Source organism: Vibrio tetraodonis (assembly GCF_003350295.1).
Taxonomy (GTDB): domain Bacteria; phylum Pseudomonadota; class Gammaproteobacteria; order Enterobacterales; family Vibrionaceae; genus Vibrio; species Vibrio tetraodonis.
On the sequence record NZ_QLYY01000010.1, the window covers coordinates 122,728 to 146,321 of the forward strand.

The 23,594-nt window shown below is 42.7% G+C and carries 23 protein-coding genes; 13 read left to right on the plus strand and 10 right to left on the minus strand.

The annotated features are described in order from the left end of the window. The first annotated feature begins 10 nt into the window (after positions 1-10). From DPF90_RS07720 to DPF90_RS07730, 3 genes are all read left to right on the plus strand, one after another. The gene (locus DPF90_RS07720) at positions 11-757 is read left to right on the plus strand and encodes an amino acid ABC transporter ATP-binding protein (RefSeq protein WP_114785755.1); all 747 of its coding nucleotides are present in this window, start codon (positions 11-13) and stop codon (positions 755-757) included. Between the two features lie 197 nt (positions 758-954). Beyond that, positions 955-1,623: a Bax inhibitor-1/YccA family protein gene (locus tag DPF90_RS07725; RefSeq protein WP_114785756.1), complete on the plus strand. Its 669-nt coding sequence runs from the start codon at positions 955-957 to the stop codon at positions 1,621-1,623. Positions 1,624-1,751: 128 nt separating this feature from the next. Continuing rightward, positions 1,752-2,081, plus strand: a complete 330-nt coding sequence (locus tag DPF90_RS07730; RefSeq protein ID WP_114785757.1) for a TusE/DsrC/DsvC family sulfur relay protein — start codon at positions 1,752-1,754, stop codon at positions 2,079-2,081. Here DPF90_RS07730 and yccX read toward each other — a convergent pair. Then, a complete protein-coding gene (yccX, locus tag DPF90_RS07735) occupies positions 2,076-2,348 on the minus strand; it encodes an acylphosphatase (RefSeq protein WP_114785758.1) in 273 nt (90 codons plus the stop codon). The two genes, DPF90_RS07730 and yccX, sit on opposite strands and share 6 nt — an antisense overlap. A gap of 175 nt (positions 2,349-2,523) precedes the next feature. Between yccX and DPF90_RS07740 the strand changes: the two genes are divergently transcribed. Further along, positions 2,524-3,717, plus strand: coding sequence for a class I SAM-dependent methyltransferase (locus tag DPF90_RS07740; protein ID WP_114785759.1), 1,194 nt, complete (start codon positions 2,524-2,526; stop codon positions 3,715-3,717). 80 nt (positions 3,718-3,797) lie between these two features. Further along, positions 3,798-4,151 (plus strand): DUF2750 domain-containing protein, encoded by a 354-nt coding sequence (locus tag DPF90_RS07745; protein WP_114785760.1) that lies wholly within the window; start codon positions 3,798-3,800, stop codon positions 4,149-4,151. A 54-nt stretch (positions 4,152-4,205) separates the two neighbouring features. Here DPF90_RS07745 and queC read toward each other — a convergent pair whose 3' ends face one another. From queC to DPF90_RS07790, 9 genes are all read right to left on the minus strand, one after another. Next, entirely contained in the window at positions 4,206-4,898 is a 693-nt protein-coding gene (gene queC / locus DPF90_RS07750; RefSeq protein WP_114785761.1) for a 7-cyano-7-deazaguanine synthase QueC, read from the minus strand. A 14-nt stretch (positions 4,899-4,912) separates the two neighbouring features. Beyond that, on the minus strand, positions 4,913-5,581 hold the full coding sequence (gene queE / locus DPF90_RS07755) for a 7-carboxy-7-deazaguanine synthase QueE (protein WP_114785762.1): 669 nt from the start codon (positions 5,579-5,581) through the stop codon (positions 4,913-4,915). Between the two features lie 161 nt (positions 5,582-5,742). Beyond that, positions 5,743-6,219 carry a GNAT family N-acetyltransferase gene (locus DPF90_RS07760; RefSeq protein WP_114785763.1) on the minus strand — a complete coding sequence of 159 codons (477 nt, stop codon included), beginning with the start codon at positions 6,217-6,219 and terminating at the stop codon, positions 5,743-5,745. 90 nt (positions 6,220-6,309) lie between these two features. Continuing rightward, on the minus strand, positions 6,310-8,187 hold the full coding sequence (locus DPF90_RS07765) for a propionyl-CoA synthetase (RefSeq protein ID WP_114785764.1): 1,878 nt from the start codon (positions 8,185-8,187) through the stop codon (positions 6,310-6,312). Positions 8,188-8,247: 60 nt separating this feature from the next. Continuing rightward, complete coding sequence (gene prpF, locus DPF90_RS07770; RefSeq protein WP_114785765.1) at positions 8,248-9,432, minus strand: 2-methylaconitate cis-trans isomerase PrpF; 1,185 nt, start codon at positions 9,430-9,432, stop codon at positions 8,248-8,250. An 8-nt stretch (positions 9,433-9,440) separates the two neighbouring features. Further along, entirely contained in the window at positions 9,441-12,032 is a 2,592-nt protein-coding gene (gene acnD, locus DPF90_RS07775; protein WP_114785766.1) for a Fe/S-dependent 2-methylisocitrate dehydratase AcnD, read from the minus strand. 216 nt (positions 12,033-12,248) lie between these two features. After that, positions 12,249-13,376 (minus strand): bifunctional 2-methylcitrate synthase/citrate synthase, encoded by a 1,128-nt coding sequence (prpC, locus tag DPF90_RS07780; RefSeq protein WP_114785767.1) that lies wholly within the window; start codon positions 13,374-13,376, stop codon positions 12,249-12,251. 91 nt (positions 13,377-13,467) lie between these two features. Beyond that, a complete protein-coding gene (gene prpB, locus DPF90_RS07785) occupies positions 13,468-14,355 on the minus strand; it encodes a methylisocitrate lyase (protein WP_114785768.1) in 888 nt (295 codons plus the stop codon). Between the two features lie 12 nt (positions 14,356-14,367). After that, complete coding sequence (locus DPF90_RS07790) at positions 14,368-15,072, minus strand: GntR family transcriptional regulator (RefSeq protein WP_114785769.1); 705 nt, start codon at positions 15,070-15,072, stop codon at positions 14,368-14,370. Between the two features lie 269 nt (positions 15,073-15,341). Between DPF90_RS07790 and DPF90_RS07795 the strand changes: the two genes are divergently transcribed. From DPF90_RS07795 to tssC, 8 genes are all read left to right on the plus strand, one after another. Continuing rightward, positions 15,342-16,139, plus strand: coding sequence for a hypothetical protein (locus tag DPF90_RS07795; RefSeq protein ID WP_114785770.1), 798 nt, complete (start codon positions 15,342-15,344; stop codon positions 16,137-16,139). Between the two features lie 172 nt (positions 16,140-16,311). Next, positions 16,312-18,294 (plus strand): type VI secretion system Vgr family protein, encoded by a 1,983-nt coding sequence (locus DPF90_RS07800; protein WP_114785771.1) that lies wholly within the window; start codon positions 16,312-16,314, stop codon positions 18,292-18,294. 4 nt (positions 18,295-18,298) lie between these two features. Continuing rightward, the gene (locus tag DPF90_RS07805) at positions 18,299-18,868 is read left to right on the plus strand and encodes a DUF6931 family protein (protein ID WP_114785772.1); all 570 of its coding nucleotides are present in this window, start codon (positions 18,299-18,301) and stop codon (positions 18,866-18,868) included. Beyond that, complete coding sequence (locus tag DPF90_RS07810; RefSeq protein ID WP_114785773.1) at positions 18,865-19,167, plus strand: PAAR domain-containing protein; 303 nt, start codon at positions 18,865-18,867, stop codon at positions 19,165-19,167. The genes DPF90_RS07805 and DPF90_RS07810 overlap by 4 nt, the downstream gene beginning before the upstream one ends. Before the next feature lie 290 nt (positions 19,168-19,457). Continuing rightward, positions 19,458-20,846 carry a type VI secretion system protein TssA gene (locus tag DPF90_RS07815; RefSeq protein WP_114785774.1) on the plus strand — a complete coding sequence of 463 codons (1,389 nt, stop codon included), beginning with the start codon at positions 19,458-19,460 and terminating at the stop codon, positions 20,844-20,846. Positions 20,847-20,879: 33 nt separating this feature from the next. After that, complete coding sequence (locus DPF90_RS07820) at positions 20,880-21,416, plus strand: Hcp family type VI secretion system effector (RefSeq protein ID WP_114785775.1); 537 nt, start codon at positions 20,880-20,882, stop codon at positions 21,414-21,416. 137 nt (positions 21,417-21,553) lie between these two features. Next, a complete protein-coding gene (tssB, locus tag DPF90_RS07825) occupies positions 21,554-22,057 on the plus strand; it encodes a type VI secretion system contractile sheath small subunit (RefSeq protein WP_114785776.1) in 504 nt (167 codons plus the stop codon). Continuing rightward, complete coding sequence (gene tssC / locus DPF90_RS07830; RefSeq protein ID WP_114785777.1) at positions 22,057-23,535, plus strand: type VI secretion system contractile sheath large subunit; 1,479 nt, start codon at positions 22,057-22,059, stop codon at positions 23,533-23,535. The genes tssB and tssC overlap by 1 nt, the downstream gene beginning before the upstream one ends. Positions 23,536-23,594: the final 59 nt, after the last annotated feature.

Consider the following 23,594-nt stretch of genomic DNA (forward strand, 5'->3'; position numbering starts at 1 on the left):
AGGATATGTTATGACACAGCAGGATTTGATGATTGAGATTAAGGACATGAACAAGTGGTACGGGGAGTTTCACGTACTCAAGAACATTAATCTTAGTGTTAAAAAAGGCGAAAAAATCGTGATATGTGGTCCCTCAGGGTCAGGAAAATCTACAATGATTCGGTGCATCAACCGACTTGAAGAACATCAGAAAGGCCAAATTATTGTGTCAGGAAACGAACTCACCGAAGACCTGAAAAATATTGAAGCCGTACGCAGAGAAGTAGGTATGTGTTTTCAACACTTCAATCTATTCCCTCACCTCACCGTACTCGAAAACTGTACTTTAGCACCTATCTGGGTCAAAAAAATGCCAAAAGATGAGGCTAAACAAGTCGCTATGAAGTACCTCGAGCGAGTAAAAATTCCAGATCAAGCAGAGAAATACCCTGGTCAGCTCTCCGGTGGACAGCAACAGCGCGTGGCGATTGCGCGATCATTATGTATGAGCCCACAAGTTATGCTATTCGACGAACCCACTTCGGCACTCGACCCAGAAATGGTTCGCGAGGTGCTTGACGTTATGGTTGAACTAGCAGAAGAAGGTATGACTATGCTATGTGTCACTCATGAAATGGGGTTTGCTAAAGAAGTTGCTGATCGCGTTATATTCATGGATGCAGGTGAGATCATTGAAGAAAATAACCCAGTTGATTTCTTTGAGAACCCTCAATCTGATCGTACTCAAAACTTTTTGGCCCAGATTATAAGTCATTAGTGTTGTTTGAAAAAGTAGAGCATAGCTTGGTATGGTTCTCATATAAATCAATCTGTTATATTGTGTTACATCTTTCTTGATACATTTTTGTGTAATTCATATAGAATTTGTTGTAATGAATATACAGTTAAGGCTTGATCTTTTCATAGCTTAACCCCATAAATGTAGCTATAAACATAACCCTTACGAGGACTATTATGAACAGCCCTATGTTTACACGTTCTACAAGTGCAACTAACACACTTGAGATCAATAAAACCCTGAAGAACACTTATTTTCTTCTTTCCATGACTTTGGTGACCAGTGCTATTGCAGCGCTTGCAACAATGGCGATGGGCCTTTCTCCTATGATAGCGCTTGTTATGCAAGTAGCAGCTATTGGTATTCTTTTCTTCGCTCTACCAAAAAGCATCAACTCATCTATGGGTATCGTATGGACATTCGTGTTTACAACATTGATGGGAGGTGCTCTTGGCCCAATGCTGAACCACTATGCGTCTATTCCTAATGGGCCATCAATCATTGCTCAAGCACTAGGCCTAACGGGGATGGTATTCCTTGGGTTGTCTGCTTATACAATCAGCAGTAAGAAAGATTTTTCTTTCATGCGCAATTTTCTCATCGCAGGACTGATTATTGTCATCGTAGCAGCAATCATTAATATCTTCGTTGGCTCTACTCTAGGTCAGCTCGCTATCAGCAGTATGTCAGCACTTGTTTTCTCTGGTTTTATTTTGTACGACACAAGCCGTATTGTTCGTGGTGAAGAGACTAACTATGTAAGCGCAACAATTTCTATGTATCTTAACATCTTGAACTTGTTCACTAGCTTACTAACGATTCTTGGCATTATGAATGATGACTAATTACTAGACACATTATGCTTTAACAAGGCCCAGAGATTGAATCTTCTGGGCTTTTTCTTTTTACATGTTGCGAAACGCCGCTGAGCTGAGCTACCCTATCGACTCTACAACACCAAGAATTGAATGACATGTTTGAGTACAAAGGCAAAACCGTTCACACCGACAACGAAGGATACCTTCTTAACCATACCGATTGGGAAGAAGGCATGATTGCGTTGCTTGCAGAGCAGGAAGGCATCGAACTGACTGAAGCGCATTTAGAAGTGGTTCACTTTGTCCGTGCCTTTTACGAAGAGTTTAATACTTCACCTGCGGTAAGGATGTTGGTTAAAGCAATGGAAAAAGCGCATGGGCCAGAGAAAGGTAACAGTAAGTATTTATTCAAACTCTTTAAACAAGGCCCAGCCAAACAAGCAACAAAATTGGCAGGCTTACCAAAACCCGCAAAGTGCCTATAAAATATCAAAGTCTGTCATTAGTTGATAAGGTATACATTCCGACTCAACGGATTCTACCGACGCAGTTTTAGGCCCGTTTTGTAACCATTGTCCCATCTCAACTATTTTTTGGCAATGTCCACAAATCACCACCTCAACCTGTCCATTGGGGAGGTTTTTCGCATAGCCTGTTAAGCCAAGTTTCATACCCTGCAGAGATGTGTGATAACGAAACCCGACTCCCTGTACACGACCGCTTATGAGAAACCTTTTGCACTCAAAGTCCATAATGATATACCTACACAACGTATTGTTATAGAAAATCGACCTCGTAACTTTCTAGCAAAAGTATAAAAGGCTTTATTCAAATAAGCATATTCCAATCCTAACTGGCGGTTTTGTTTGATTTTCTTATAGACTTCCACGACAATACCCGACCTTTAATATTCAAGTGAGCAACATCATGACCCCAGCTATTTATCTAGAAAAAGGCCGAGAAAAGTCGCTAAAGCGCAGACATCCTTGGGTTTTCTCTCGAGGTATAAAAAAAATAGAGGGTGAACCTTCGTTAGGTGAAACAGCGGATGTTTTTGCTCATGATGGAACTTGGCTGGCAAAAGCTGCCTACTCTCCACACTCGCAAATTCGTGCAAGAATTTGGAGCTTTGAGAACCAAGAGATAGATTTAGATTTTTTTGTTCAGCGGATCCAGCAAGCACAAATACTTCGTCAGGATATTATTGAGCGCGACGGTCTTACAGGCTATCGCTTAATTGCAGCTGAATCTGATGGATTGCCGGGCATTACTGTCGATAAGTACCAAGATTACTTGGTATGTCAGCTATTGAGTGCAGGTGCCGAATACCAAAAAGACACTCTGACCCGCGCTCTATTAAAGGTGTTCCCGGACCATAACATATATGAACGCTCAGATGTTGCGGTGAGAAAGAAAGAGGGACTAAGTGAACGCATTGGTGTGTTACATGGTGAAGAGCCGCCAGAGTCCGTTGTTATTGAAGAAAATGGCATTAAGATAAGCGTTAATATTAAGGCTGGCCATAAAACAGGGTTCTACCTCGACCAACGCGATAGCCGCCAACAGGCCATCAAATATTGTAAAGACAAAGAAGTGCTCAACTGCTTTTCTTACACAGGTGGCTTTGGTTTATATGCATTGAAAGGTGAAGCAAAACGCGTTATCAACGCTGATGTATCCCAGCCCGCGCTGGATACGGCAAAAAAAAACGCCGAAATTAACCAGTTTGATATTTCGAAAAAGCGTGCCGTTTTTCTCAACGCCGACGTATTTAAGTTACTGCGTGAATATAGAGATCAGGGAACAAAATTCGATATCGTGATCATGGACCCACCCAAATTTGCCGAGAGCAAAGCACAACTCAATGGGGCATGTCGAGGCTATAAAGACATTAATATGCTGGCTATGCAAATCTTAAGAACGGGTGGAACACTGCTAACTTATTCTTGTTCTGGGTTAATGGACCAAGTGCTTTTTCAAAAGATCATTGCCGATGCCGCCGTTGACGCAGGTCGTCAGGTCAAGTTTGTTGAACGTTTTGAACAAGCGGCCGACCACCCAACAGACACAGCCTATCCAGAAGGGTTTTATCTAAAAGGCTTTGCCTGCAAGGTCATCTAGACAGAAAATCTGGTTTTTTATTTAGCTTTAACGATAACAGTGCTACCCTAATCCATAATTACCATGAAGAGAAAAACGCGATGAGCAACTTAACTTCTGACATTCAAGCTAACCTAGAGCTTTTTGTAGCGGACACCAAGCAGAACAATTTAGTTTGGGGGCTTCGTAACGAAGAAGGATGGCTATCATGCGACTCCACTGAGTTTGAGGATAGCGAAGTTATGCCATTCTGGTCAGCAAAAGAAGATGCGCAAGCGCACAATGTCGAAGAGTGGGCCGATTTTGAGGTATTAGAAATCCCACTCGATATTTTCGTCGAAGATTGGTTACTCACTTTGTCAGAAGATGGTGTTTTAGTTGGTACCAACTGGAACACACAATTGGAAGGTAAAGAAGTAGAACCTGCTGAATTAGCGAAAATGTATCTGGGTTGATAAGCCATTTGAAAATGCCCTCTCAGACTTTATGAGGGCATTTTTATATTGTTATTAGACAGACTGCTGCTTTTTAACTAAAGAAGCCATCATGGCCTCTCGGTTATTGATGTAATCCTCTAACCCTGCTTTTCTGAGCCCACACGCAGGGCAGTCTCCACAGCCGTCACCAATGACACCGTTATAACAAGTTAACGTTTTCTCTTTCACCAAATCGAGAGCCTGATACTGATCTGCAAGCGCCCAAGTTTCCGCTTTATTTAGCCACATCAAAGGAGTAGATATTGTTAACTGGTATTCCATACCTTGTGCAAGAGCCGTATTCATGGATTTAACAAAACTGTCACGACAATCGGGATAGCCAGAAAAATCTGTTTCACATACCCCTGTAATGATAGTGCTTGCACCAATTTGGTATGCATAAATACCCGCAAGTGTTAAAAATAAAATATTACGACCGGGTACAAAGGAGTTTGGTAAACCATTGTCCTGCAGCTCATGAGAGACTGGAATGTCATCTCGTGTTAGAGAGCTAATCGCTAATTCATTAAGCAGACCGACATCCATAACTTTATGGGCGGAGACCCCCAACTCTTTAGCTAAACTTTGGGCGACTTCGATCTCTAGTCTATGCCTTTGTCCGTAATCGAAAGTAATAGCATGAACTTCATCGAACTCATTGAGTGCCTGAACTAGGCAAGTCGTAGAATCTTGCCCTCCACTGAATACGACTACAGCTTTTTTCATTCTTCTTATGTCCTTTAAGCAATGTTCAAATATTTGTGGGATTGAATTGAAAGTCGCCAGTTACGCTCGATACAGGTGTTAATACAAAGTTGAGTTGCTCGGGGTTTCTGGCTGATTGGTTGCAGCGCGATCACTGTGGTCTCTGGCACGCTGGCTCGCACTATTAGCTCATCTAAGTGGTCAATATCTTTGGTTGTCCCTACCGGATGTTTGATCTCATTGGCTCGTAGTAATGCACTATCCAGCACAGGAAGCTTTCCTTTCATCGCTACTTTTGGTGACACTGTCACCCAGGTTTTCTCGCTGGTTAATACCTCGGATGTGCCACTGGTCTCCACTTGGCAACTGCATCCAATATTTTCAAAGGCTTCAGTGAGTGGTTGTAAATCATAAATGCACGGCTCTCCGCCTGTAATTACGATATGCTTAGCTTGGTAACCCAATTGATGATATTGATCGATAATGTCAGAACTGGCAGCACTGCACCATGTGGACGAGTCCTTTGTTTTAGTCAGAATTTCATTTAAAGGGCGCTCGTCTTGAGGGGTTGCATCCCAGGTATGCTTAGTATCACACCAAGAGCAACCAACAGCGCATTCCTGTAAGCGAATGAATACAGACGGTACCCCCGTAAAGACACCTTCACCCTGTATGGTTTCAAACATTTCGTTAATTTTGTACAACTTTATCTCAGCCTAAATCATCATCTGTGCAATGCCGGACCGAGACCTTAAATGACTGCAACACGAAGGTCAACTAAATCAGAATGAGAAAAAACCACAATCTTTTTGTGTTGTGTTTGTCTCGTATCGCCAACAAACTGATTGGCCAAGAAAAAGCAACGCTAACTGATTGGTTTTCGTAACCAGTGAATATGATTTTGGAACGCTAAACCCTTATATAAATCGAGTGCGACGTGGTTAAAGTCCCATACCTCGACAAACACTTGTTTGACACCATACTCATCAAAACGATGTTCCAAATCGTGATATAGCTGTGTCGCAATACCAAACTTTCGCATTTCAGGCATGACATAGAGTTCATCTACACTTCCCATCTGAACCGGCTTACTCACACTTGAAATGAGCTCACAAAAATGTCCTGTAATAAAGCCAAGGATGTAATCGCCATCGCAAGCCACCAAGACTAAACAATCTGGCGAGTTGATATAACGAGTAATGCTTTTTTCCTGCTCTATCTCTTGAGCGGTTTTGAAATGTTCAGGGCACTGGTGATGATGCTCATCATGTAGCCTGAACATTAATTCATCGAGCTGCTCTACATCCTGAGTTTGTGCAACTCGAATCGTGATGTTTTTCATAGAACACCTTATATAAGATAATTACAGAGCCTAATTCACCAAGCAGCCTATCATACTAGAGGCTACTTGGTGGTTATTCAATACGTTAATCTAGCGCTCTAGTATTTTCTCTATTTCCCTTAAACTACTTGGATCGTCAATTGTGGAAGGAACGGTATATTCTTCCCCGTCGGCTATCTGTCGAATGGTCTTTCGCAAAATTTTACCCGATCGAGTCTTTGGCAAACGTTCGACGACGAGAGCTTGCTTGAAACAGGCAACCGCGCCAATTTGCTCTCGTACAACATCAACAATTTCGCCCTCTAGTTGATTGTCATCCACCTTAACCCCATCCTTGAGCACAACAAGACCCAGAGGCAATTGTCCTTTTAATTCATCACTGATCCCCACTACGGCACATTCGGCAATAGCTGGATGAGCAGCAACGACCTCCTCCATCTCCCCTGTTGATAACCTATGCCCTGCGACATTAATTACGTCATCAACCCGGCCCATAATGTACAAATATCCGTCACTATCGAAATAGCCACCATCACCACATATATAGTAACCGGGGAATACATTTAGATAGCCAGATTCGAACCTTTCATGGTTGCGCCATATCGTGGGCAGACAACTGGGGGGTAAAGGACGTTTAATAGCAATAAAGCCCTGCTGATTAGGCCCTAAAACCTCCCCTTGTTCATTGAGTATTTCTATGTTGTAGCCGGGTACTGGTTTGGTTGATGAGCCAGCCTTAACTGTCATGGGCTCAATTCCGATAGGGTTTGCGACCATAGGCCAGCCCGTCTCGGTTTGCCACCAATTATCAATGATGGGTTTACCTGCTTTTTCCTGTGCCCAAGCTAAAGTTGGAGGGTCAAGCCTCTCACCAGCCATGAAAATTGTATGTAACTTGGATAAGTCATATTTTTCAATATGGACACCATCAAAGTCTTCTTTCTTTATAGCACGAAAAGCGGTGGGAGCAGCAAACAAAACATTGACTTTATGTTCTGCGCAGACACGCCAGAATGCACCAGCATCCGGCGTTTTTATTGGTTTTCCCTCATATAGGACAGTTTTACAACCATGGATCAAAGGTGCATAAACAATATATGAATGGCCTAATACCCAACCAACATCGGAGACGGCCCAATAAACGCCATCTTCAGCAACATTATAAATCGCGCTCATAGAGTACTTGAGCGCAACAGCATGACCACCATTGTCCCTTACAACACCTTTAGGTTTACCTGTCGTTCCGGATGTATAGAGAATATATAAAGGGTCAGTAGCCGAAACGGGAACACATGAGTGAGGTTGGGCTTTCTCAACTTCTTGCTGCCAATCTAAATCATAAGGATGAGCTAACTCGGCTTGACACTCAGGGCGCTGGAACACAAATACTTTTTCAGGCTTCCAATGACTTTGTTCAATCGCTTTATCGACAAGAGGCTTATATGGAATCACTGTCGTGAATTCAATCCCACAAGAAGCCGTCATAATGGTTTTGGGCTGCGCATCATCAATTCGAACCGCAAGTTCATGGGGAGCAAAGCCACCAAACACCACGGAGTGGATAGCACCTAGTCTTGCGCATGCCAGCATAGCCATAGCGGCCTCAGGGATCATAGGCATATAAATAATCACCCGATCGCCTTTTTCTACCCCTTGACTAGCAAGCATACCAGCAACTTTCGATACTTGGTCTCGTAACTCATGATAAGTGTATTGGCTTTTATTTCCTGTAACCGGAGAGTCATAAATTAGAGCGACATTGTCACCCCGCCCCTGCTCACAGTGATAATCTAGTGCCAACCAACATGTATTGAGGACACCATCGGTAAACCAGCGTTCAATGCCATAATTATCAAGCTCTAAAATCTTGGTCGGTTTTTTAAACCAATCAATATTGTCCGCTTGGCTTTGCCAAAACAGTTTGGGATCTTCCTTGGCCAATAAATATTCTTTCTGATAGGCAGACATAACGTATCCTCCCGTATGTCCAGATAGGATTAAGGCCTGTAGCGATTTAACAGGCTTACTTTAAAAAGTATCGGAAGGAACACGAACAAAACCTTCCATAATGATTCGTGCACTTCGACTCATCACTGCTTTTTCAACCACCCAACCTTTTTCCTTGTGACTGGCAATAGCACCAACTTTTAGTACACCAGACGGGTGTCCAAATGTGATTGAGTGCTTTTCACCGCCACCAGCGGCCAGATTAACAAGCGTTCCTGGGACACATGAGGCTGAAGCAATGGCTACTGCAGCCGTCCCCATCATGGCGTGGTGCAACTTCCCCATAGATAGAGCTCTAACAAGTAAATCCACATCGTTTTCAGAAATGTATTTACCATTTGATGCGTGGTAGCTTTTAGGCTTAGAAACAAACGCTATTTTAGGTGTGTGCTGATGGTTTTCGGCTTCCTCAATATTGCTTATGAGCCCCATCTTCAATGCCCCATAAGCACGAATCTTCTCAAACTTATCCAACGCATTTAGGTCATTGTTGATGTCATCTTGAAGTTCGGTCCCCGTATAACCAAGGGAGTCGGCTTGCATAAATATGGTTGGTATGCCTGCGTTTATAAACGTAGCATTGAATGTACCAACCTCTGGAACATCGAGATCATCGATTAAGTTTCCTGTCGGGAACATATTACTTTTGCCATCTGCAGGTGACATAAAATCAACAGGAATTTCTGCCGCCGGAAACGTCACTCCATCTAACTCAAAGTCGCCAGTTTCTTGTACTACTCCATCTCTAATAGGAACATGAATGACGATAGTTTTTTTTATGTTGGCTTGCCAGACCCTGACCGCTAAAGTTCCGTTTTCAGGGATGCGTTCGGGTGACATTAAACCAGTGTGTATAGCAAAAGGGCCTACCGCAGCAGAGAGATTTCCACAATTGCCACTCCAATCGACCAATGCCTTATCAATCGAAATCTGGCCAAATAAGTAATCTACATCATGATCAGGTTGAGTACTTGGGGAGAGAATGACAACTTTGCTAGTACTTGACGTTGCTCCTCCCATACCGTCAATATGTTTTGCATAGGGGTCAGGGCTGCCAATTACCCGCAATAAAAATGCATCACGCTCTTTTCCAGGCACCTTCGCTTCAGGAGGTAAGTCGCTTATATTGAAAAAAACGCCCTTGCTCGTCCCACCGCGCATATAAGTTGCTGCAACCTTTATTTGATTGGTTTGATGACTTGCCATTATTCCTCCTACTGAGCAAGAAAATCTTGAGCAAAACGCTGCAACACACCACCAGCCTCGTATACTGAGACTTCATCTTGTGTATCCAAACGACATGTTACCAAAGTCTCTAAGCGTTCACCGTTTTTGCGTGTAATGATTAAACTAAGATCTACACCTGCCTGAATATTTCCAACTATGTCGTAAACTTCACTACCATGAAGTCTGAGTGTTTTTCGGTTTTCTCCCTGTTTAAACTCAAGCGGTAGCACTCCCATCCCTACAAGGTTTGTTCTGTGAATCCTTTCAAACCCTTCGGCAACAATCACCTCAACGCCAGCTAAGCGAACTCCTTTCGCAGCCCAGTCCCTTGAAGAGCCTTGACCATAGTCTGCGCCAGCAATAATGATTAAAGGTTGCTTGCGACTCATATAAGTTTCAATGGCTTCCCACATACGAGATATTTCACCCTCAGGCTCAATACGAGTGAGAGAACCTTGCACCACCTCACCATTTTCGCAAACCATCTCATTGAAAAGTTTAGGGTTAGCAAACGTAGCTCGCTGAGCAGTAAGGTGATCCCCTCTATGTGTTGCGTAGGAGTTAAAATCTTGCTCGGGGACTCCCATGGTTGAAAGGTACTCTCCAGCTGCACTTGAAGCGAGTATGGCATTGGAAGGTGATAAATGATCTGTAGTGATGTTATCCCCTAATATGGCTAACGGTCTCATTGAAGATAGTGCTCGTTTACCCGCTAACGCACCTTCCCAATATGGAGGACGACGTATGTAGGTACTCATCGGGCGCCAATCATACAAAGGATTACTATTGGCTTGTTGCTCATCAAGTTTAAACATCTGTATGTAAACTTGTTTAAACTGCTCTGGTTTAACGTATTCAGCGACAGTTTGGTCAATTTCTTCATCACTAGGCCAAAGGTCACTGAGATAAATTGGTTGCCCGTCAGAGCTATATCCCAGCGCATCGCGCTCAATGTCAAATCGAATTGTCCCCGCAAGGGCATAAGCAACAACTAAAGGGGGCGAAGCTAAAAACGCTTGTTTAGCGTACGGGTGAATGCGGCCATCGAAATTTCGATTACCAGACAGAACGGCGGTGGAATATAAGTCTCTGTCGATAATCTCTTGCTGAATGTCAGAGTCCAAAGCACCACTCATACCGTTACAGGTTGTACAAGCGTATCCGACTATTCCGAAACCCAACTTCTCCATTTCGGGCAATAGCCCTGCTTCTTCAAGGAAGATTTTAGCCACCTTTGATCCGGGAGCAAAAGAGGTTTTTACCCAAGGCTTGCGCTCAAGCCCTAACTGATTTGCCTTTTTGGCGACAAGTCCAGCAGCGACAACATTTCTCGGATTACTTGTATTCGTACACGAAGTAATCGCAGCGATAATAATTGCTCCATCGGGTAATCGACCTTCTGAATCATCCCACTTCCCAGTAATACCTTTTGAACCAAGTTCAGCAGTCGGTAAACGGCGATGAGGGTTTGAAGGACCCGCTAAGTTTCGGGTCACTGAAGAAAGATCAAACTCCAACACACGTTCGTATTCAGCTTCCTGCAAGTCGCTGGCCCACAGCCCAGTTTGCTTAGCGTATTTTTCAACCAATTCGACTTGCTGAGAGTCACGCCCTGTTAGTTTGAGATATTGGAGTGTTTGCTCGTCAATATAAAACATACCAGCCGTTGCGCCATATTCAGGCGTCATATTAGAAATCGTTGCCCTATCACCGATTGTTAAGCTGCTTGCACCTTCGCCAAAAAATTCGAGGTAAGATGAGACCACCTTAGTGCCACGCAAAAATTCTGTAATGGCCAAAACGATGTCTGTTGCGGTAATTCCGGGGCTGCGTTTACCCACCAGTTTTACACCAACTATCTCTGGTAACCTCATCATCGAAGGGCGACCTAACATGACTGTCTCTGCTTCTAGGCCCCCTACACCAATTGCGATCACGCCAAGCGCGTCAACATGAGGAGTATGGCTATCCGTACCAACACACGTGTCGGGAAATGCGACACCATCTTTGGCTTGAATAACGGGTGACATTTTTTCTAGATTTATTTGGTGCATAATGCCGTTGCCAGCAGGAATAACGCTGACATTTTCAAACGCCGTTTTGCACCACTCAATAAAATGAAAACGGTCCTCATTTCTGCGCTCTTCAATGGCTCGATTTTTCTCAAATGCATCAGGATCAAAACCACCATGTTCCACCGCCAATGAGTGATCCACGATCAATTGCGTCTCGACAACAGGATTTACTTTCGCAGGGTCACCGCCCTGCTCAGCTATCGCATCACGTAGCCCAGCTAAATCCACTAAAGCGGTTTGACCAAGAATGTCATGACACACTACTCGAGCAGGATACCATGGAAAATCCAAATCTCTCTTGCGTTCGATTAACTGTTTCAGTGATTCGGTTAAAGTTGTTGGACTACACCGGCGTACTAACTGTTCGGCAAGTACGCGGGAGGTATATGGCAAGCGGTCATAAGCTCCGAGAGAAATATCGTTGATGGCTTGGCGCGCATCAAAAAAATCCAAGTCGAATCCCGAAAGCGGTTTACGATAATCAGCGTTAACATTACAGCTCATTGTATTACTTCCATCTGAATATCACTCTGGATAGTCGTATAATTGCCTCAAAGTGATAGAAATTATGTTGTTGGGTGATCTTGATAACAGCTGTGAACAGGTTAAACGGTCAAGCTGATAAAAGGCCTAAGCCCAGAATGTATGACTCGGTATAAACCCATAAAAGTAAAAAGGCTTGATACAGAAACACAAGCCTTGGCATAACAGTTATGTTCCCTATCTTCTATCGATAGGTAGCCATTCTTGTGCGTCTGGCCCTGTATAATCCGCGCTAGGGCGAATAATGCGATTGTTTGCCCGCTGTTCAAATACATGAGCAGCCCAGCCAGCTAATCGGCTCATGACAAATATTGGTGTGAACAATTTAGTGGGGATATCCATAAAGTGGTAGGCTGAAGCATGGAAAAAGTCAGCATTACAGAATAACCCTTTTTCACGTTTCATAACGGCCTCTACTCGTTCAGAAACAGCGTATAGGTGTTTGTCACCTACCTGCTCTGACAACTCTTTAGACCAACGTTTAATTAATGCGTTTCTTGGATCACTTTCTCTATAAATAGCATGACCAAAACCCATAATTTTATCTTTGTTGGCCAACATTTGCATGATATTAGACTCAGCTTCTTCGGGAGTTTGCCAATCTTGGATCATATCCATTGCCGCTTCATTGGCACCACCATGCAAAGGCCCTCTTAACGTGCCAATTGCAGCCGTAATACATGAATGAATATCAGAAAGGGTTGATGCGCATACTCTCGCTGCAAAAGTTGACGCATTAAACTCGTGTTCTGCATATAAAATCAGCGAGCAATGCATAACTTGCTTGTGTAGCTCACTCGGCTCTTTATCTGTCAGCATTTTCAGAAAGTAGCCACCAATACAGTTTTGTGACTGATCTTGCGTGTCAATTTTCACTCCATCATGACTAAACCGGTACCAGTAACAAATAATTGCAGGAAACAAAGCTAACATTCTCTCTGTCGCATTAAGTTGCCCAGAAAAGTCAGACTCTTGTTCAATGTTTCCTAAAACAGAACACCCTGTACGCATCACATCCATAGGATGTGCGTCGCGTGGGAGAAGCTCAAGCGCTTTTTTAACTTCTTCTGGTAAACCACGAAGGCTGATCAGGCGTGTTTTATAAGCATCTAGTTCTTGCTGAGTAGGGAGGTGCCCTCGCAATAACAGATGTGCGACCTCCTCAAACTGTGCATTGTTCGCGAGATCATGAATATCATAGCCTCGGTAGGTAAGGCCGGTTCCTGTTTTACCTACTGTACATAACGCTGTGCTTCCAGCACTTTGGCCTCTCAAGCCTGCGCCACCTAACTGTTTAGTTGACATATCGAACTCCTTTCCTGTTTGGCAATTTAAACGTACTTACTGATCACCAAACTCATTTAACGTTATTGAATATAAGAACCTTTACACCATACTAATTGCTTTCTTGCGAGAAAAGCGTATCTAGTTTTTGCTCATAATCATGATAATTGAGATGATCATACAACTCACTGCGCGTCTGCATCATACCAATGAGTTCTTCCTGATTACCTTCTTTTAAAAGGTGAGAATAGACAGTTTCTGCAGCCTTGTTCATGGCACGAAATGCACTGAGTGGATACAACACCATATCAACTCCTACTTCTGCTAGCTGCTGGGTGTTGAATAGAGGGGTTTGACCAAATTCAGTAATGTTAGCCAATATTGGGACATCTTTACCTATAGCTTTGGAGAATTGTGCATACTGATTGAGTTTGTTCATTGCTTCAGGAAACACCATATCAGCCCCGGCTTCAACGCAGGCTATAGATCTATCTATTGCTTTGTCCATCCCTTCAACGGCAAGCGCGTCTGTTCTGGCCATAATGACAAAATTTGAATCTTCACGGGCATCGACCGCCGCTTTAATACGATCAACCATCTCTTGCTGGCTTACTATCGCCTTATTAGGCCTGTGACCACAACGCTTTTGTGCAACTTGATCTTCCATATGTATTGCAGCTGCACCTGCTTTTTCCATTGCTTTTATTGTGCGCGCAATATTAAACGCACCACCAAATCCTGTATCAATATCGACCAAAAGAGGAAGGTCACACGCGTTGCTGATACGTTCTACATCCACTAAAACATCGTTAAGGGTGGTAATACCGAGATCCGGTAATCCATAAGAAGCATTGGCCACACCACCACCAGATAGGTAAATGGCTTGATGCCCCAAATTTTTTGCCATCATTGCGCAGTAAGGATTGATAGCTCCAACAATTTGCAATGGAGTATTTTTTTCTACTGCTGCCCTAAACTTTGCACCTTGAGATAAACCCATGACTATTTCCTTCTAATCATTTTGAGTCACTATAATTTGTTGTTCTATTAACTTTCTACTGCCTGAAATGTGCCGTCTCATAAGAAGTTCAGCCAATTCTTCGTCACGATTTTCTATCGCTTTGAGTATCAGCTTGTGTTCACTTAATGCTTCGTTAGGCCTAGATTGAGAACGCGGAGATTGATATCTGTACATACGAAGTAAATGGTATAGCTCATCACATAATAAGGAGATAAGTTTACTATTACGACTGGCTAATATTACACGATAGTGAAAATCGAAATCACCTTGCTGGTGAAAATATGAGCTCCCCTCAACTTCATCAATATGTTCAGAGTGTTTTGTAAGCAATTTATCCAAACCGACTATCTCGTCCTCTGAGATGTGCCTAGCAGCTAGCCTTGCAGCCATGCCTTCCAGTGCCTCTCTAACAGAGTACACTTCAATTAATTTTTCAGCAGACAGCTTGACAACTCTCGCCCCCACATGGGGAATTCGTTCGATTAGCCCTAACCCTTCAATCCGCATTAAAGCTTCTCTCAAAGGCCCCCTGCTCACGTTTAAACGCTTGGCTAAGTCGGGTTCAGAAATCTTGCTGCCGGACTCGATTGCTCCGGTGACAATGACATCTATTAAGAGCTCGGTTAAATTTTCTGATTTAGTGCTTTCTCTCTCTGCGAGTTGTATTTTAATTCGAGAAACGAGGTCTTCATTCATGACTAACGAGTGGATTAGCTACATTGTCTACAATGTTATGGATTAATTAACAAAAATTCCAAACTATTACGCCTAAAACCAGATCATTGTCGACAACCTTTCTCATAAAGTGATAGATATCGATCATAGGTCGTATTTTCTAGAGAAGATTTAAGTTCATTACATAAACTTTTGTGACTTAATCTTGGGTTAGCACAATAAGTGATATGAACTTAAATGAGCATGTCGCTAATATCTTTTGATTAGTGCAGTAAGGAGAAGGTAGTCGAATGCGCACCCACATAATAGAAGCGGTAATCCTAACTGTTGCTTGTACCATTCTTAGTTCATGCTCTTACTTTTCTTCAACCACAAGAGAACCATATTATCCTCGGTTATCAAATAGTATTTTTTCAGATGAAAGCCTTACTTTAATAGAGACAAACAATGTTGTTATCAAAGCGATCAAATCAAATCGCTATGTCAGCGTCTCAGACTTCCAAGGCGTAAATGACGTAGCTAAGATAGTGTTCAATGAAGCAGAAGTAAGCTCTGCTGTATCGATAAGTGATGTTCAAACCAGTCTGTTTCATCATGCGCTAGAGTCAATAATCAAACAATTTACTTGTGAGGTTTTTACCAGCAAGCACCCTAACAGTTCTATTCAGCTTTGCCCGCTGTCAAAAAGCGCTACTATGAGTGCAGAGCATGCACTTCCATTTATTGGTGGTATTAGGTTAAAACATCGCTTGAGTACTACAATTCACAATGATCCAGCTGGTCTCGAATTTGAACTCTTTTTGCGAAGTGTCCAAGAAAGATCACTTGATACACTTTGGGGGGCGGTGCACGAACTGGGTAAAATCCCTAATTCAGAACTAGCCCAAGATAGCCTTGTTCTTACCATCAATATGAACATACACAAGAAAAACGACTTAGATCGGCGTTGGCGTTCTCTTCACCATGAACCGTTAGTGTTTTTCGTGATATTGCCACCTGTTGAGTCTATTTGGCGAAGTAAAAATGAAATCGAAAGTATGAGTTTTGCCTACAAAAAAGCCGTTTTGCTCGTAGTGGACAGCAGATAAATTTGCAAAATACAAAGATAGCTCACACATTAGTTTACTTTGAATGAGAGTTATCGAGTATCCCAGCAAGCGAGATTTATTAACTATGAATTAACTGCTACTTTGTATTAATCCGGTTAGATTTACGCATATCAATATAATTTATAAAGACTTTTTAAGATAAGGATATTCTATGCCTGATAAGTATTCAGCATCGGCAGGGTTAATGTCTGCGAAAGATTATAAAAGCCAAGAACACTTAATTAGCGATTTTATCGTCACTCAGGCCCTGTCTATTCCATTTGAAATCACTGCAACGATCGTCTCTTCAACGTTTGATGCTCAAGACCAGTTAGGTCAGCTCCTAACTATCAATCGATATAGCAACGAATCTGGCAGCAACAAACTACAAAGGACATTCAATGGTGTTATAACTCGCATTGAACAAATGGGGTTGGATGCCAATTTCCAGTTCATGCAATTTCGCGTCATACTCAAGCCTTGGTTTTGGCTACTTACACATACCCACTCTTTCCGTGTTTATCAAACCCAAACAACTAAAGACATAATCAGTGATATTTTTGATAATGCTGGTTTTAAGGGCAAATATAAGCTTTCAAGTTTGCCCTCCACCAAGAGAGAATATTGCCTTCAGTACGACGAATCAGACTATGACTTCGTTATTCGATTGCTTGCAGAAGAGGGGTTGCACTTCTATTTTGAGCATCAATCCGGCGAGCACACAATGGTGATTCAAGACGCCACTTCTCCGTATACCAAAGCAGATGTGGCTAAGTTTGATATGCAAGAAACACCATCAGGAAGCCTACCACTCATAGAATCTTGGGTTCCTGTTATGGACTTCCATGGCGCCAGCATTGAATTGACAGCTTATGACTATTCGCAGTCCAAGTTGGTAACAAGTAAAGCAAAAAAAAGCGGTAATACAGTAGCAAATAACACTAAATTGACTTCTGTGCTCTATCCGGAGCTAGGTGTAAGCGGCAACATGACAGATCTTTCAAGTAACCTCGCTAAAAGAAGAATTGAATATGTTGAACAAGACTATCAATCCGTCATAGCTCATGCCAAACACGATATGTTTGATATCGCTACTTGGTTTTCCCTAAGTAGCCACTTGGATAAATCACAGCTAGGTGATTTTTCCGTCGTTGGCATAGCCACACATTACAAAGACGATGTTCAGTGCAGCACCGAAGTTCGACTGATACCAAAAGCGACACCCAATTATCCAAAGCCCAAAGGAAAGCAGTCTGTAAAAGGATTACAAAGCGCGACTGTTGCAGGAAACACAGCAGGAGAGATAAACCAAGACGATCAAGGACGCGTAAGAATTCAATTCCACTGGGATACAGAAGCCAGTGGTGACAAAACCAGTTGCTATGTACGAGTCGCCCAAATGATGGCTGGTAGTGGCTATGGTGCACAGTTTATTCCTAGAGTAGGTCAAGAAGTGTTAGTTTCGTTCATTGATGGAGATCCCGACCAGCCCATTATCACTGGAAGTGTCTATAACAGCGATAATGCTCCTCCTTACAAAGAAGAGAATACAACCAAAAGCGGTATAAAAACTAAATTAACCGCAGAAGCCAATGAACTCTATTTCGATGATAAAAAGGACAATGAGCTTATTTACCTTCATGCAGCAAAAGATATCTCACAAGAAATTGAAAATAATCATACAGAAACCGTGAAAGGAGAGTTGAGCCAAACCGTTACCAAAGCTATGACAATAACAACCGAAGATAGCTATACTTTATCTGTTACTAAGGATATGAGTGGCTCAGCAAAGACCATTACGCTAGAGGCTGATGACACCATTGACTTGAAGGTTGGGTCCAGCAAAATATCGATGTCTTCTTCTTCAATATCAATAGAAGCCACCAACATAGACATAAAAGCAAGCAGTGCGCTGGATTTAGAAGGCACCAATGTTACCAGTAAAGCGACATCCGCAAATAAAATATCAGGCACGACTACAGCACTTGAAGCAACCACTTCAAATAGTATAAAAGGACTAAGCATAGAGATGAAAGCAGATACCACGTTAAGTGCTGAAGGTTCATTAAGCGCTGAATTCAAGTCAGGTCTAAAAGGGACTTTCGACGGCGGTGTATTAGGTGAGTTGAAAGGTGCGATTGTTAAGGTTAATTAAAACTATGTATAAAAAAATCCCCTATCAAAGCAGTTCTCAAATTATGCCAAGGTTTCAAGCTTCTGATGAAGCTAAGGAGTGTATCAATGACGAACTTCCGATAGAGCAAGTGATAGTGAGTTTGCAAAAGTCAGAACTTTATAATGATCTAGTACAGTTTCTCGCCCATGCGTTACCTGTTAGAGAAAGTATTTGGTGGGCACTATGTTGTCTATATTCTCGCAATGATGTTTGGAATGATGCTCAAAAAATGGCATTGGATACTACAAAGCACTGGGCATTATCTCCGTCTGAAGAACTGCGCAGAAAGTCTGAGTTATTTGCAAATCGATTAGAACTCAATTGTGGGCCATCTTGGGTTAGCCAGGCGGTATTTTGGAACGGCTCTGGGAGTATAGTGGCGCCAGACTTACCGACTGTATTACCTGACCCATATTTGTACGCTAAAGCGGTCGCGGGAGCCATTAATCACGCCGCTGCCTTACCAGTGTGGGATCAAACCTCCACCTACTATGAAAACGCCGTTATAGCAGCAATTGATATTGCACAAGGTGGAAACGGAGGTCTGATATGACTCTCCCTGCCGCCAGACTTACAGATATGCATGTATGCCCAATGCAAACACCGGCGGTTCCTCCTATCCCTCACGTTGGTGGACCAATTACTGGACCTGGAGCTCCGACTGTTCTAATAGGAAATATGCCAGCAGCTACACTTGGGGATATCGTTGTATGCGTGGGCCCGCCAGATTCAATCGTTAAGGGAAGTGCTACCGTATTAATTAATAGTAAGCCCGCAGCAAGAATGGGAGATACCACCGCACATGGTGGCTCAATTGTTCTCGGAATGCCGACAGTTCTTATCGGAGGTTAACTTTTTCTGCATTCTCTGTAATGAGAAAAAACCAGTTATGAGCTATTAAAATAACTCATATTAGAGTGTCATGAATATGTAACCTATTATTATTACTGAATAAATTAACGACATTAACAGGATGCAACATCAGTTTTTTAGAAACCGATCACCATTTTAATAAAATAATGAATTCAATGAAGTTTTTTGCGAAAAACCATCTAGAATTTGATATGCAGGTTCTTACTTACAAATAACAAATAACTGAATAGATTATATTTTTCTTGTCAAAGGCTAAAGATGGACTGTATATGGTAGATGTTGATGCGTTATTGAAACCTATATCTGAAGAGCAACCATCAGGTAGCTATCTCAAGTTGGACAGAAGTGCTTACCGTACTCTGCGAAATCACTACAATACAGCGCAATCATCATTTCGACAGTTAGTTGAAACACCTGACGCTTCAGGTGATGAAGCACTTATCGAAGCGAACGACACTAATTGGAATTTGGTGCGTACTACCACATTTGATGCGTTAACATCCCAAACAAAAGATACCGAACTACTAGGTTGGTTTATTACCAGCCAACTATTTACTTCTTCCCCTTATACTAACCTCGCTGATGTAACAAAAGTTTTGGTAAAAATTATCGAAGAATTTTGGGAAACCCTTCACCCTCAGCCTCCTGCAGATAAACTAAAAAGTAATGACGAAGATGGACGTAATAAAGAGCTAACAGAATTTAGGATCAAACCGCTTCTCCAACTCGTGGGTGAAACCCAAGATTCAACTGCGCTTTTCATGCCACTACAAATGACTGACCTTATCGGACACGTTACATTTGGTGATTTTTTGAGGGCAGAGCGAAGCGGAACCCTATCAGAGCTAAAAGAGTCTGCCTATTCACTATACTCCAACGAAATGGAAACTGTCGTCAGTGATCTTGCTAGTGCCTATCAGAACTTCGACACAGCGGAAAAGCTCATCGCTCAGGCGTGCCAGAAAGTAAATGTTTCTCCGGTCAGCTTTAAGTATGCTAAAGCAAATCTCTCTGATCTTCTCAATGCAATACAATATCTTGTTGGTGATAGGTTCGCTCCTTGGCCACTAGACACTAATTTCAAACTCATCAACTTTGAATCATTACAAGGTGCGACAAGTGTTGAACAAAGCTCTTCAAGCTCAGAACCTTCTGATGTAACTTCGAGCATGACGCAGACTCCCCTAGCAAATAATCAAAGTGCAGCAGTTGGACAAGGTCAACCTAATCAACCGGGCTCTGTCGTTCATGTTATTTCAAGTCGCGACCAAGCCTTTCACGAGCTACGTAAAATTTCACGTTTTTTTCAAAAAACAGAGCCACACAGCCCTATTCCATTTTTACTTGAACGTGCAATTCGTTGGGGCCACATGAGCTTACCTGAATTATTAAACGAGATGACAGGTGGTAACTCAGGAGCGATTACCCATATCAATCAAGTTTCTGGTATGGACAACTTAGAACCCACAAAGCTTAGCAGTATTCCCCCATCACTAAACAGAGCATTCACCCAACCGTCTGGGCTTGTAGAGACAGATGTAAACACACAACCACCGAAAGATTCAGACTCATCTGAGACTGTAGCACACAGTAAAAGTCCCTCTCCAAATGACACAAGTACTCAGTCTGATAGTGGGATTAGTAATTTCGAGTGGTAACACACTATATGCTAATTAGCAAAGGAGAACACAATGGCTTCTATTTTCATGAAGATTGATGGTAATACTGTCCCTAAGGGAGCGGCTACAATAGAAAAAATCGGTGGTAAAGACGGGTTCTTTGCTATTGATAGTTTCTCTTGGAACGCGGTACGAGGCGTTGGTATTGATGTCGGTAATGCCAATAACGCTGACCAAGGAATGGTAGCTTTGGGAGAAGTTAACATAACACGTTCATGTGATGGGGCAAGCCCATACATAACCTCATTTTTATACGCTCCTGGCCCTAAAGGCAATAAAGTAGAAATAGTCATGACCAAACCAAACCGTGAAGGGAATGGCGCGGATCCTTATCTTATATTGACTCTCGAGGCTGCACGGATATCAAGTTACAACCTAGCTGGCAGTGACGGTAGTCTACCCAATGAGTCTTTCTCCTTGACCTACACCATAATTAACATGGTTTACTACGTAGAGGACGAAGGAGGAAAAATAGAGAAAGGTCCAGAGGTAGGCTTCGATACAACTAAAGCTGAAGTAACCTCAACAGCAAAGGCAAAATCCGCATAATATTGTAGATGGAACATTTTCAAGACAACCTACATTAAAGAAAAATAGAAATATGGACAAGAGCTAATGGGTTGATTTCGATAGGGTTGTAACCAGAGTCACCTCATAAGCAAGCCAATTAAGTAAGGAGGCCTACTGTGGCACTGAATTCCCAGCACAAACGTGTAAGTAAAAACCGAGTGAGTATTACTTACGATGTGGAAACTAATGGCGCCGTAGAAACCAAAGAACTCCCATTTGTGGTTGGGGTAATTGGTGACTACTCAGGCCATAAGCAGGATAAAGAAGACGTTGAAGACCGGACTTTTTACAATGTTGATAAAGATAATTTCGATACTGTTATGAAACGTGTGGGACCAGAATTGTCCTTAAAAGTCGACAACGTCCTTGCTGATGATGATAGTCAGTTCGAAGCTGCACTCAAATTTAACTCCATGAAAGACTTTGAACCTGAAGCGATTGTAGAGCAGGTAGAGCCTCTTAAAAAGCTAGTTGAAACCCGCAACCAACTAAAAGTTCTTCTTTCCAAAGCAGATCGCTCGCGGGATTTAGAGAAGCTGCTTAAAGAAGTCCTACAGAGTGCAGATACGATCAACGCGTTATCTGAAGAACTGGGTGTAAGTAAAGAAGGAGGCGAATAATGAGTACAGAAGCTGAAAATCAACCGCAAGCGGAAGCGGCAGAAGGCTCACTGAGTTTTCTTGACCGAGCGATAGAAGCAACAACTCAAACCCCCGCCGACACAACTAAGGAGCTATTTTCAGTTCTTGCTGAACAAGCGCTTTCTGGGACAGTAACATGGGATAAGAATGTTACTAAGACTATTGAAAATGCGATTTTAGAAATTGATAAGAAGCTCTCCAAGCAATTATCTGAGGTAATGCAGCAGGAGGACTTTCAAAAGCTCGAAGGTTCTTGGCGGGGCATACAGAAACTGGTAAAAGAAAGTGAGCTCGGTCGAGACTTAAAGATAAAAATGGTTGATTTCACTCAGGAAGAGCTGCTCGACCAATTTGAAGATGCGCCTGCAATCGATCGCAGCCCACTGTTTAACGCTGTTTATCAAGGAGAGTTTGGTACTGCTGGTGGTGAGCCTTATGGAACTTTCATTGGTGATTACGAATTCAGTGCTAAAGATGAGGATGTGGCTCTCCTTCGCTATATGGGTGAAGTAGCGGCTGCCTGTCATGCTCCATTTGTTGCTGCAGCCAATGCACAAATGTTCGAATTTAATGACTTCACCACATTTGATGAGGGCAAACCCGTTGCAGCAGGTTTTGACTCCCCTGCTTATGCGGCATGGAATGCATTTCGTGAAAGTGACGACGCAAGATATGTAACCCTTACTTTGCCCCGAACCTTGGCACGCTTACCTTATGGTAATAAAGGCCTTGGCACAGAATTGTTCGACTATGAAGAGCTTGCTACTGATATGGATGGTAATCCAAATCCATCAAGCAACGACCAATTGGTCTGGTCCAACGCTGCCTATGACCTCGGTTTAAAGATGACTCAAGCCTATACAGCATCAGGCTGGTGCACATCAATACGAGGCTTGGACAATGGAGGAAAAGTCGAGAACCTTCCTAACCTAACCTACAAAACTGACGCAGGAGATCTTGTCCAACAATGTCCCACAGAGGTAAATCTTACTGATGAAAGAGAAAAAGAACTTAGCGATTTAGGTTTCTTGCCTCTCGTTCATTACAAGAACTCGAATTACGGTGTATTTATTGGTGGTCAGACAGCTCAAAAGCCAAAAACGTACACTGATCCAGATGCAACAGCAAACGCAGCAATTTCCGCGCGTCTTCCCTACATTATGGCCAGTAGCCGTATCGCTCATTACCTAAAAGTAATGGGACGCGACAAGCTCGGCTCAAATTTGGAGGCTTCGGACATTCAACGAGAACTTCAGCTTTGGATCGATCAGTACACCAATGCTGGCGCGATTGGTAACGAGCAACGTGCAAAAACACCACTGTGTGAATCAAGAATAGAGGTAGTTGAGCAGCCTGGACGCCCAGGTTCTTATTCTGCGGTGGCTCACCTTAGACCTTGGTTACAACTTGAAGAGCTAACTACCTCAGTTCGTATGGTTGCCAAAATACCAGGCTAATCGAATTACAGGCCGGTTAACCCCGGCCTTGTTTATATGTTTGTATGACTCAGGAATAA